The organism is Acinetobacter dispersus (assembly GCF_009884975.1).
Taxonomy (GTDB): Bacteria; Pseudomonadota; Gammaproteobacteria; order Pseudomonadales; family Moraxellaceae; genus Acinetobacter; species Acinetobacter dispersus.
The window spans coordinates 3,816,143-3,828,330 of sequence record NZ_CP041970.1 but is presented as its reverse complement, the minus strand read 5'-3'; the positions used below and the strand labels follow the sequence as shown (position 1 = coordinate 3,828,330).

The following is a 12,188-nucleotide window of genomic DNA, read 5'->3' as shown; positions in this document are numbered from 1 at the left end:
TTCTAGAGCTTATGTTTTTTAGAATATCTTAACTTTTTTTTTAGTCATGCTGATCAGCAAAGAAAATTCAATCTAACACACTGTTAATAAAAAAGTTAATAAAAATAAACAGGTAAAATATGTTTAAACCTTCTGGCTTTACCTTGATTGAGTTAATCATCACCATTGGAATTCTGGCAATTTTAAGTACACTTGCAATCCCTTATTTCCGTGACTTAATGATCTCAAGTGAAGTGAACCAGCTTAAAAGAATCCTCACAATTCATATACAAAAAGCAAAGACTGATGCGCAACTTTATCATAAAAATGTGATGCTGTGCCCAAGTTCAGATCTTGAGAATTGCCATAAAGATTGGAATAAAGGCTTTATCGGATTTATTGATAGCAATAGAAATCAGCGCCGCGATCAAGGGGAAACCTTACTCTTTAGTGCACCTCTCAATCACAAATACGGTTACCTCGGCTTTAAGTCATTCGGTCAATCACCCAACTATCTTATTTTTCAAGCAGAAAATGGACTTCCTTTCGCCTCCAATGGCAGTTTTGTCTACTGTTCAGAGTCGCCACAGCACCATACTAAAATTGTTTTAAGCCGTATGGGGAATATACGTTTTGAAAAGCTCTCCACCTGCTAAAAACTCTTCAGTCTAGCCTAAAATAGTTAAAACCCTTTATTCCAATCCTTTTTTTACTATACTGCTTAAGTTTGGAACATTTTTATAAATTATAAGTGTGGAGACACATCATGACTGATATCGTAATTGTTAATGGCGCGCGTACAGCAATGGGCGGCTTCCAAGGTGCATTATCTGGTGTAACTGCCCCAGAATTAGGTGCTGTTACCATTAAAGAAGCAATTGCGCGTTCTGGTCTACAACCGACTGACGTAGAAGAAGTAATCATGGGCTGTGTTTTACCGGCTGGTTTAAAACAAGGTCCAGCGCGTCAAGCTATGCGAAAAGCAGGTTTACCAGACTCTACTGGTGCAGTGACCATTAACAAGCTTTGTGGTTCTGGCATGAAAGCGGTGATGCAAGCAGCAGACATGATTAAAGCAGGTAGCGCAGAGATCGTTGTCGCTGGTGGTATGGAATCGATGACCAACGCACCATATGTATTACCGAAAGCACGTGCTGGCTACCGCATGGGTCATGGTGAAATTAAAGATCACATGTTCCTTGATGGTTTGGAAGATGCAGAAACAGGTCGCTTAATGGGTTCATTTGCCCAAGATATGGCAAACAAACGTAGCTATACACGCGAACAAATGGATGACTTTGCTATTCGTTCATTAAAACGTGCACAGAAAGCGATTACTGAAGGTTACTTCAAAGATGAGATCGTTCCTGTAACTGTTGCTACTCGCAAAGGTGATGTAGTTGTTGATCAAGACGAACAACCATTAAATGCAAAAATCGATAAAATCCCATCATTAAAACCCGCTTTTGCAAAAGACGGTACCATTACTGCTGCCAATGCGAGTTCAATTTCTGATGGTGCTTCCGCACTGGTCTTAACGTCTAGTGATGTTGCTGCACAACGTGGTTTACAACCTTTGGCAAAGATTCTTGCAACTGCGTCAAATTCTCAACACCCATCTGAATTTACGATTGCCCCTGTAGGTGCAATTGAAAAAGTATTGAAAAAAGCAGGCTGGGATGCACAAGACGTAGATCTATGGGAAATCAATGAAGCTTTTGCAATGGTCACTATGTGCCCAATTGATGATTTCAAATTAGATGCAGAAAAAGTTAATATTAATGGTGGTGCTTGTGCATTAGGTCACCCTGTTGGTTCTACTGGTTCTCGTATCATCCTGACATTGATTCACGCGCTTAAACGCACTGGTGGTAAGAAAGGTGTTGCAGCCTTGTGTATCGGTGGTGGTGAAGCGACAGCTGTTGCGATTGAATTAATCTAAATATTTTTCAATCTATATCAAAAGAATCCTGCTTGATGCAGGATTTTTTATTTTTAGGATTACAAAAAATAATGCACCTATAGTCAAAATATCGATAAGTTATGCTGTGTATAAAAAAACAACAAGGAGTACATCATGCAACTTAATCATTATCTAAATTTTAAAGGACAAACAGAACAAGCATTCAACTTTTATAAATCTGTGTTTGGTGGTGAATTTGCCATGCTCAGCCGTTATGGCGATATGCCACCCACTGAAGGCGTCAGCCTTTCAGAAGCGGATAAAAACTTGGTTTTACATGTTTCCTTACCGATCAATGAATTTACCGTATTGATGGCTTCAGATGTTAATGATCAATTCTGCACTCAAAATAGCGTATTTGCGCAAGGTAACAACCACTATATTTCAATTAATCTTGATCCAGATGAACAAGACGAAGCACAACGATTATTCAATGCCTTGTCTGCAAATGGTCAAATTGAAATGCCTCTAGAAAAGACCTTCTGGGGCGCACTCTATGGTGCTTTTACCGATCAGTTTGGGATCAAATGGATGATCAATTGCCAGTTAGATGAGTAAGTTAAATCAATAAAACATGGCTTCATAGAAATACATCGTTATTTCTATGAAGACTACACATCAATATTGGAATACTGCGCAATAATCATAAGTCCAATCGTAATAAAGCTAATGCCAACCCAACCCGCTAAATCAATATGCTGCCCTAAAAAGACTTTGGCCAAAGCCGCCGTTGCAATAACACCAAGCCCCGACCACAGCACGTATAAAATCCCAGCCTGCATATATTTCAAAGCAATCGCAGCACACGCAAACGAGATTAGATACAAAACCAATGCAATGCCTTGATCGAGTTTATTCACTAAACCATTGCCCTTTGCAGAATAAAATGTAGATAGCACATCAGCGGCAATCGCAAAAAGTAAACACACCACCCCAGGATTTATTTTTAAAATAAAGTTCAACATTTTATTCTTCAATTGATTTACTAAAACCATAACTCATAAAAAAGCTGAACCGTAGTTCAGCTTTTTTGATCTCTAGCGACTTATGCACCAGTCTGATAGCTCGCCTGAGGCACAGCAGTTGAAGCTTGATACGGATTGGTAAAATCTTGAAGCCCAGCAGCAGCTTCATGAATATCTTTACCTTCTTTCACGACAAAGGTATCAAAGCCAGAACGTTTTAAATAATTCAAAACATCCTTAAAGATATCACCGACTGCGCGTAACTCACCTTGATAACCTTGGCGGCGTAGTAACGCAGCGAATGAATAGCCACGACCATCATTAAAACCAGCAAATTCAATAAAAATGGCATCTAGCTCATTCAATGGAAATTGATGTGTTTCAGGTGAATCATTCACAGTAATGTAAAGCGCCTTTTTACCTTGTACATTTGCCAATTGATCCAACTGCGCAGTTGTTACAACCACGTCACCTTGTGGAAGTACACCATCGTCTGCAATGACTTGATAAGTATTGTCTGCAATTGTGCCATCTTTAAAGAGCACTTGTAGCGTTGTATTAAGCATAAGCACGCTCCTTAAATGGTTGAATACCAACACGGCGATAGGTATCAATAAAACGCTCACCTTCGGTACGTAAATCAAGGTAAGTATTCAAGATTTCATCAATCACATCTGGCACGACTTCGGCTGCAAAAGAAGGACCTAAGATATCACCGAGAGATGCATCATGATCTGCATGACCACCTAGGGTGATTTGATAGAATTCCGCACCTTTCTTATCGACACCAAGAATACCGATATTACCAACATGGTGATGACCACACGCATTCATACAACCCGAAATATTCAAATCAAGTTCACCAAGGTTATAAATGGTGTCTAGGTCATCAAAACGACGGCTGATCGCTTCTGAAATTGGAATCGATTTAGCATTGGCCAATGAACAGAAATCACCACCAGGACAGCAGATAATATCGGTAATAAAGCCGATATGTGCACGTGCCATGTCGCTATGTTCAAGCGTTTGCCACAATTCAAATAGATCTTTCTGCGGCACATCGACCAATGAAATGTTCTGTTCGTGCGTAGTACGGAACTCACCGAAAGTATATTTATCGGCTAAATCCGCAATTAAGTTCATTTCTTCACTAGTAACATCACCAGGTGCAATACCCGCACGTTTCAAAGAAATCGTAACGATGCGATAACCTTTCACTTTATGTGCATTGGTATTAACGTTGAACCACTGTTTGAATTTCGGATATGCAGCGAATAAGTCTGTGAAGTCTTGATCTTCTAAATCTTGATAATCAAATGGTGTAAATTCTTCATCCAATTTTTTCAAGATTTCAGGTTGAATCTTTAATGTTTCACGCGTGTGCTCAAATTCAGCTTCCACTTTTTGTGCAAACACTTCTGGTGTCAAAGCTTTCACCAAAATTTTGATACGCGCTTTATATTTATTATCACGACGGCCATGTAAGTTATAAACACGTAATGTCGCTTCTAAATAAGCAATTAAATCTTCACGTGGTAAAAACTCACGGATTACGCTACCAATGATTGGAGTACGGCCTAGACCACCACCGACCATGATTTTATAGCCCATCTCGCCAGCATCATTGCGAACCAGATAAACACCGATATCGTGGAATGCTGTCGCAGCACGGTCTTTTTCTTCTAAAGCAGATACTGCAATTTTGAACTTACGTGGTAAGAAAGCAAATTCAGGGTGAAACGTACTCCACTGACGAATCAATTCACAGGTCGGACGTGGGTCAGCAATCTCACCTGCAACCACACCAGCAAACTGGTCAGTGGTGGTATTACGGATACAGTTACCTGAAGTTTGTACGGCATGCATTTGTACCGTTGCTAGCTCAGCAAGGATATCTGGTACATTTTCCAATGCAGGCCAGTTCAACTGAATATTTTGACGGGTTGAAACATGCGCATAACCACGATCATACTCTGTCGCAATTTCAGCAATTTTTCTGAGTTGTTTAGTATTCATCAAGCCATACGGCACAGCGATACGGAGCATAGGTGCATAACGTTGCACGTACAGACCATTTTGCAAACGTAATGGACGATATTCGTCTTCTGTTAATTTTCCAGCTAAATAGCGTTCTGTTTGATCGCGAAACTGAGCAACACGTTGGTTAATCAGTTGTTGATCGAAATCCGTATATAAATACATGGCGTATGGCTAGTCATTCATTATAAAGGCGACTAGCATAGCGAGCTTTTATTCATCAACAAAATGCTTTTTTTGCATATTTAATAACGGTTTTATTGATAAGCCTATCTAATTGCCATAAAAAGAAAAAGTCCAGATAAATCTGGACTTTTAATCTCCCCTCACCCTGAGCCACGATTATAGTGGCGCAAGGATTAAATTAGAGAACTCCTCCCTTTCATAAAGGGAGGTTGGGAGGGATTTAAGGCAATGCATAAGCGACTAAATAATCACCCATTTTGGTACCGAATGAACCATGTCCACCGGCCATAATCACCACATATTGTTTGCCATTGGCTTCATAAGTCATTGGTGTTGCTTGTCCACCCGCAGGTAAACGTGCTTCCCACAACTTATCACCATTTGAAACATTAAAGGCACGAATGTAGTTATCTTGGGTTGCACCGACAAACATCACATTACCCGCAGTCGAAATCGAACCGCCTAAACCTGGTACACCAATTTTCACTGGTGGTAACTGGAACAAGGTTGGCAAGCTGTCACGAATGGTACCAATACGTTTTTTCCATACCACTTCATGTGTTTTTAAGTCCACACCAGCAACAAAGCCCCATCCTGGTTGTTTACATGGTAAACCCAATGGAGATAGGAATGGACTGATATCAACACCATATGGCGTACCATACATCGGTTGCATGCCCTGCTCAGTACCAGCACCACGCGCCACAGGTTGACGGTTTGGATCTGCTGGAATTAAACGACTTACGAATGGCAAGCCAATCGGGTTCATGACTGCAACCTGACGATCAGCATTCACTGACATACCGCCCCATTCAAACACACCTAAGTTTCCAGGGAATACCAAGGTTCCATTTTCAGAAGGCGGCGTATAGATGCCATCGTAATTCAGACGTTTAAATTTCACACGACACATCAACTGATCAAACATGGTGGCACCCCACATGTCTTTATCCGTCAATTTATCTTTCGGCGCTAAATCAAAGTCAGAGAATGGTTGAGTTTTTGAGTAGAACTCACCTTTGGTTTGTGGGCCCCATTTCACAGTTTGTGGAACAGGTTTCTCGGTAATTGGTACAATTGGCTGACCATTACGACGGTCTAAAACAAAGGCATTCCCTGTTTTAGTCAATACATAAATCGCAGGAACCGTTTGACCTGATTTATCTTGAATATCGGCCAATGACGGTTGAGATGGTACGTCCATATCCCACAAATCATGATGTGTGGTTTGGAAGTGCCAGACCAGTTTACCTGTCGTAGCATTGATCGCCAGCATTGAGTTGGCATAACGCTCTTTCAACTCAGTACGGTCTCCACCCCAGATATCTGGTGTACCCACACCTGTTGGGACATAGACGATATCTAGTTTTGAGTCATAGGCAAGTGGCGCCCATGCGTTTGGTGAATTATGAACAAATTGAGTGTCTTGACCTGGCATTGCATTTGGATCAGCTGCGCCTGTATCAAATACCCACAATAATTTACCTGTGTTCACGTCATAACCACGAATTACACCTGATGGCTCTTTATTCGAATGGTTATCGGTCACTGAACCTGCAATCACTACAGTGGTACCAGAAACCACACCCGGAGATGTTGGGTTATAACCACCTGGATAAGCATATGGCATGAATTCTTGTAAATTCACTTCGCCATTTTGACCAAAGTCAGAACATGCTTTACCAGTATCTGCATTAACTGCCACTAAACGACCATCATTTACAGGAACAAAGACTTTACGTGGACACTCGGTTGAGGTCGACTTTTTCGCCTGTAAGCTGGTTGCAAATTCAGTGGTATTGGCAGCATCGTAGTACATCACACCACGACAAGTTAAATGCTGGAAGGTTTTATCGGTTTTGAGCTTAGGATCAAAACGCCATTTTTCCTTACCTGTCGCAGGGTCAATCGAAATTAAATGTTGATGTGGTGTACACATAAACATGTTATTGCCGATCTTGATTGGTGTTACTTGGTTGGTGGTTTCACCCGAATCATTTTCAGTTCGGAAATCACCGGTACGTAATGTCCAAGCGACTTTAAGATCTTTGACGTTTTTATCATTGATCTGTGTCAATGGAGAATAACGTTCACCCCCCTGACTACGACCATAAGCAGGCCAATCTTCAGGTGCAATGCCTTCAACCGCTTTCGCTTGTGCAGGTTGTGGCGTCTGAATCACACCATTAATTTCTTGTGGATCATTAAAGATCGAGTACACCATCACCACAATTGCAATGGCTAAAGTCGATGACAATGCCACTTTACTTGAAGTGAGGTTATCAATCCCACGCGTCACCGCTGGAATGAGTAACCACAAACCTAAGATGCCAAGGATATCAAGGCGTGGTGCCAGTGCCCAGAAGTCGGTCCCAACTTCCCATACACCCCAAACCACACTACCTAACATCAATGCCGCATAAACCCATAATGGACCTGAGGCACGTTTATAGAGTTGTACTGCTACAATCAGCAACAGCACGCCTGCAATTACATAATAAAAAGACCCGCCAATTGCTGCGAGCCAGATACCGCCAACGAGCAAGAACAATGCAATGAGGGCGATAATCACCACCGTCAAGGTTCTAAGCCCAGATTTTGAAGCAGATTGATTCATATGATCACCTTGCATCTTTTATATTTTAGATCCATAAAAAGCAAATAAAGTCTCTTTTTATGGTCGAGTTCAAATCACAACAAGAACTTTGCAGATATCGCCCATCGTATGAACTGCATCTGCAAAATTGCTCGAGTATCAAAATTAGAAAATGGTTTGGAACTTAATACCGCCCACCCAAGTCTTATCCCCGTCCTTCAATGCACCAACATGGTGAACATATTGAATATTTGGACGGATGGTGAGCCAGTTGGTGGCATGAATGCCGTAATACAGCTCAGTGTTATATTCTTCATCCAATAGACTATTGTTTTTGTCATTGGCATGAATACGGGCAACACCTAAAGCAATTTCATCTTGAGGACGTTGATCCAACAAACCTTTATAGACCAATCCAACATTTTGCATGTCTTTAATGGCATTGGTTTTAGAATCATGTACTGTGACATTGACAAAACCAGTCAAACCACGATCTGACTGACCATCATGACGAGTTAACTGTTGTTTCGCAGTAAACCAGCCGCCTTGTTTATGTCCAGTCTTGGCAGGATTCTCGATTTCTGCGGCATCCGCTGTACTGTAGTAATAACCAAAGCGATATTCACCTGGCAGAGCAAGTGCACCCAGTTTAGGATTCCAGACTACTTCTGCTGGAATAATCGCACCACGAGAGCCATCGGTACTTAGGTTAAAACCTTTGCCACGCTGCAAATTCTCAGGGTTATATTCATACGCCCCGATTTGTGCATAAAGATCTGGCTGTAGGTTATATTTGACACGCAATGCCCATTGGCTCACAGGCCAGTTGTACCATTGATCACCAACCCAGTTGCCCACCTGAGAACCACATAGTGATAAGTTCTGGAAATCACAGTTAAAGCTGTTGAAATCTTCGCCTTCACCGAAACGACCGACTTTAATATCTAAAGCTTGATCTAAAAATTTCTTTTTGATCCAGAGATCGGTTAAGCGCCACGTTTGACCACGTCCCCAAACTTCTTGTACAGAACTTTGGTGACCTTGTAAACCATCTGCGGTTTGTGACAAAGATTGCCCATCACGGTATGTAACCGTGATCTGCGCCTCAGTATCTTGCCAACCTAAAATTTTATTTAGGTCGAAGTTTGTACCCAACGCCAATTGTCCAGTGAATTCACTGCCATGACTTGAGTATTGTTTAGAATCTAAAACCCCTGCAAATTCACCTGTGTAATCAGCAGAAAATTTGTAACCCTGTTCTTGCAACGCAGTGCGCTGACCGTTCCAATCACCAAACAGCCATTGACCATTTGGGTCAAATGCGGAAGATGCTGCTTGAGTATGTTGTGTGAAAAGACTCAATGATAGAACGGATAAACAAGAAACAATCAAAGATTTAGAGATTGTCATGTTTACGTAACCTTTTATGTTATTGTGTATAAAAGGTTACTCTCATTTTTAAATTACAACTTATTCAAAATGTTAACAATCTGTACAATATTTTAACAATCAGTGATAAGTCGCACATATTTTCTACCATTTACCCTCACCTAAACCCTGACCAATAAAGGCATACTTCATTTGCGAACGGGAAAACTTGATCGGACAGGCCAACTGGGGCTCAGTTTGTGATGCATTTTCAGATACTGGCACATCAACCACCCAGCCTCTTTGTTGAGCCATTGGCGAGACCAAGGCTTCATCCAGACTGAGAACTGGTTCTACACAAATATCCAAGCGTTGGAACAGCTGTTGCCATTCAGCAAAGTTTTGTGTTTTAAACTTTTCCTGCAAAGCTTGCTTTACCGCTTGACGATCTTCAGGGTCAAACGATGTTCCTTTTGCAAGCAGTACAGGTAATTCTAGTGCTGTAGCCAAGCCTGTCATAAATTGTGGCTCTAAACTTCCCACTGAAAAATAGCGACCATCTTTGGTTTGATAATAATCATAGAAGCTTGCACCATTCAGCATTCCCGCCTCTGGCGCTTGTGGCGTTTGCCCTGCCAGACTTGCAGAAGCCGCCATACTATTCAAACTCGCTACACAATCGGTCATCGAAATATCAAGATATTGACCCAGACCACTGCGTTGACGCTCGACCACAGCAGCAAGAATACCAATCACTGCATGCAAAGAACCACCCGCCACATCAGCAATTTGAATGCCCAATGGTGGCGGTCCACCATCTTGTCGACCACTATGCCCAGACACGCCTGCCAATGCTAAATAGTTAATGTCGTGTCCTGCTCGATCTTTATAAACCCCTGTTTGACCATAACCAGTAATCGAACAATAAATGAGTCTTGGATTAATCTCCGCTAAAGTCTCATAGTCCAAGCCCAAACGGCGCATCACATCTGGACGGAACTGTTCAAGCACAATATCGAACTCAGAGATTTTATTTTTGATCAGTTCAATATTGGCTGCATCTTTGAGATCAAGTGCAATCGACTGCTTATTCCGATTCAGATAACTGTGTGCAGTGGCCTGACCATTGGCATAGGGTGGCATAATCCGTACAAGGTCTGGACGAGTCGGTGATTCCACATGGATAACTTCTGCACCCATGTCGGCAAGGTACATACTGGCAAATGGCCCTGGTAATAAAGTCGAAAAATCGAGGACTTTCAATCCCTTTAGTGCAGATGGCATAATAATTTTTACTCAATTTGTTCAAATTTTCTTTTATACTAGGTGTGGATAAACACAAAAACAATGTCATGTTCAGCCATTTACCTTGATAGTTTCGGCAATTTAACATGTATACAAGGCGCAATTATTTTTCTTGTCAATTGCCCAATTTGATATTTTAGACGGTTATTTAGGTCAATTATCGTGAATAGTAAAGAAACTGAAGGATTCAATATGAGCCGTGATACGATCAGCATCCACTTCGTGAATGCGGCTTTAACAGGTGTTAAACGCCTAGGCATGGACGTTGAAACGTTACTTTCACATGTCGGCATAGAGGCTGAACTGCTTCGCCAACCAAAGGCTCGAATCTCTCCTGAGCAGTACACCCGTTTTGTAAAAATGTTATGGATGGTTACCCAAGATGAACACGTTGGTTTCGATGTACAGCCACGTCGCTTGGGTACATTTGCGATCATGTGCCAATTGATCATCCACTCCAAAACACTTGGACAGGCACTGGAACTCTCCTCTCAATTCTACAAATTGTTTGGAGATGAATGGTCCGTTAGCTTGGAACGTGACAAACATGAAGCACGTTTAGTCCCACACATTCCTAAAGCTTTAGATCCTGATCATTTCATTACTGAAAGCATGCTGATGATCTGGCACGGTCTAGCATCATGGTTAATTGAACGTCGCCTACCTTTAGAGCGTGTGCATTTCGGTTATGAACGTCCTAATCATGCTGATGAATACGATGCATTGTTCTTTGCACCTGTGATGCAATTCGATGCGCCACGCACAGAGATTACCTTTGCTGCGGATTATCTGGATCTCCCAATCCGTCAAGATGAAAAGACCTTAGAAGAATTCTTGAAAGCAGCACCTGCCCAACTGTTAGTGAAATTCAAAAATACCAATTCGTTGACTTCACGTATTCGTGATGTATTAAAGAGTCAGATTGGCGAAGAAATGCCAACACTCAATGATGTCGCGGCAATGTTGTATTTATCACCGCAAACCTTACGTCGTCGTTTGGCTGCGGAAGGTAAAAGCTATCAAGGTGTTAAGGATGCCTTACGTCGTGATGCTGCGATTCATTTATTGTTGACCCCAAATCTCACCCTTGAAGATGTAGCACAGCAAGTCGGCTTTAGTGAAACCAGTACCTTCCACCGTGCTTTTAAGAAATGGACGGGAGTAACCCCTGGTTTATATCGTCAGTTGCATGGCCATCACAACTAATATAACAACAAAGTAATGTTCAACTTTATACAGTTGAACATTACTTTTTAAATATGCTAATAATCAAGCAGACCTCTACAATTTGCTTGAATAACAATGATCATTAAAAAAGCTGACTTCTGCCATCCACAAGTTCAAAATTTGATTTATCTCCATTTGCATGGTCTACATCAAACTACCCCACTTGAACATAGTTTTTCATTAGACCTGAGCAGTCTGCAAAAAGATTCAATTAGCGTCTATACCTTATGGAACGATGAGCAATTACTGGGTTGTGGCGCAATCCAAGAACTGACACCCGACCACGCAGAAATCAAATCTATGCGGACTCACCCTGCCCATTTACGTCAAGGGGTCGCAGCACAACTACTGGAATATTTGCTAGAACTTGCCCAGCAACGTCACTATCAAAAAGTCAGTTTAGAAACAGGAAAAGATAGTCACTTTGATGCAGCAATCAAACTTTATAAGAAGTTTGGCTTTGTTGAAGGTGCAGCTTTCGCAGAATATACCGAATCACACTATAACCAATTCTTTCATTTAGATTTGTCGAATGAGTCCATAAACTCAAGCTTGAGATGAT

11 protein-coding genes are annotated in these 12,188 nt (G+C 41.5%); 5 read left to right on the top strand and 6 right to left on the bottom strand.

The window, feature by feature from the left end; all coding sequences use genetic code 11:
• Positions 1 to 119 precede the first annotated feature (119 nt).
• From FPL17_RS17790 to FPL17_RS17780, 3 genes are all read left to right on the top strand, one after another.
• Positions 120 to 635 (top strand): GspH/FimT family pseudopilin, encoded by a 516-nt coding sequence (locus tag FPL17_RS17790; RefSeq protein ID WP_005192924.1) that lies wholly within the window; start codon positions 120 to 122, stop codon positions 633 to 635.
• 110 nt (positions 636 to 745) lie between these two features.
• Positions 746 to 1,921 carry a thiolase family protein gene (locus FPL17_RS17785; RefSeq protein WP_159886573.1) on the top strand — a complete coding sequence of 392 codons (1,176 nt, stop codon included), beginning with the start codon at positions 746 to 748 and terminating at the stop codon, positions 1,919 to 1,921.
• 135 nt (positions 1,922 to 2,056) lie between these two features.
• Complete coding sequence (locus FPL17_RS17780) at positions 2,057 to 2,500, top strand: VOC family protein (protein ID WP_159886571.1); 444 nt, start codon at positions 2,057 to 2,059, stop codon at positions 2,498 to 2,500.
• Between the two features lie 53 nt (positions 2,501 to 2,553).
• Here the strand turns inward: FPL17_RS17780 and FPL17_RS17775 are convergent, their stop codons facing one another.
• From FPL17_RS17775 to FPL17_RS17750, 6 genes are all read right to left on the bottom strand, one after another.
• Complete coding sequence (locus tag FPL17_RS17775) at positions 2,554 to 2,907, bottom strand: DMT family transporter (protein ID WP_159886568.1); 354 nt, start codon at positions 2,905 to 2,907, stop codon at positions 2,554 to 2,556.
• Positions 2,908 to 2,987: 80 nt separating this feature from the next.
• Complete coding sequence (locus FPL17_RS17770; RefSeq protein ID WP_151715109.1) at positions 2,988 to 3,473, bottom strand: DUF934 domain-containing protein; 486 nt, start codon at positions 3,471 to 3,473, stop codon at positions 2,988 to 2,990.
• A complete protein-coding gene (locus tag FPL17_RS17765; RefSeq protein WP_159886566.1) occupies positions 3,466 to 5,109 on the bottom strand; it encodes a nitrite/sulfite reductase in 1,644 nt (547 codons plus the stop codon). The genes FPL17_RS17770 and FPL17_RS17765 overlap by 8 nt, the downstream gene beginning before the upstream one ends.
• Positions 5,110 to 5,350: 241 nt before the next feature.
• The gene (locus tag FPL17_RS17760) at positions 5,351 to 7,747 is read right to left on the bottom strand and encodes a glucose/quinate/shikimate family membrane-bound PQQ-dependent dehydrogenase (protein WP_159886564.1); all 2,397 of its coding nucleotides are present in this window, start codon (positions 7,745 to 7,747) and stop codon (positions 5,351 to 5,353) included.
• 144 nt (positions 7,748 to 7,891) lie between these two features.
• Complete coding sequence (locus tag FPL17_RS17755) at positions 7,892 to 9,115, bottom strand: carbohydrate porin (RefSeq protein WP_171061108.1); 1,224 nt, start codon at positions 9,113 to 9,115, stop codon at positions 7,892 to 7,894.
• Between the two features lie 144 nt (positions 9,116 to 9,259).
• Positions 9,260 to 10,378 carry a CaiB/BaiF CoA transferase family protein gene (locus FPL17_RS17750; protein WP_159886562.1) on the bottom strand — a complete coding sequence of 373 codons (1,119 nt, stop codon included), beginning with the start codon at positions 10,376 to 10,378 and terminating at the stop codon, positions 9,260 to 9,262.
• Positions 10,379 to 10,591: 213 nt separating this feature from the next.
• Between FPL17_RS17750 and FPL17_RS17745 the strand changes: the two genes are divergently transcribed.
• Positions 10,592 to 11,605: an AraC family transcriptional regulator gene (locus FPL17_RS17745; RefSeq protein ID WP_004652394.1), complete on the top strand. Its 1,014-nt coding sequence runs from the start codon at positions 10,592 to 10,594 to the stop codon at positions 11,603 to 11,605.
• 96 nt (positions 11,606 to 11,701) lie between these two features.
• On the top strand, positions 11,702 to 12,187 hold the full coding sequence (locus tag FPL17_RS17740) for a GNAT family N-acetyltransferase (RefSeq protein WP_159886560.1): 486 nt from the start codon (positions 11,702 to 11,704) through the stop codon (positions 12,185 to 12,187).
• Position 12,188: the final 1 nt, after the last annotated feature.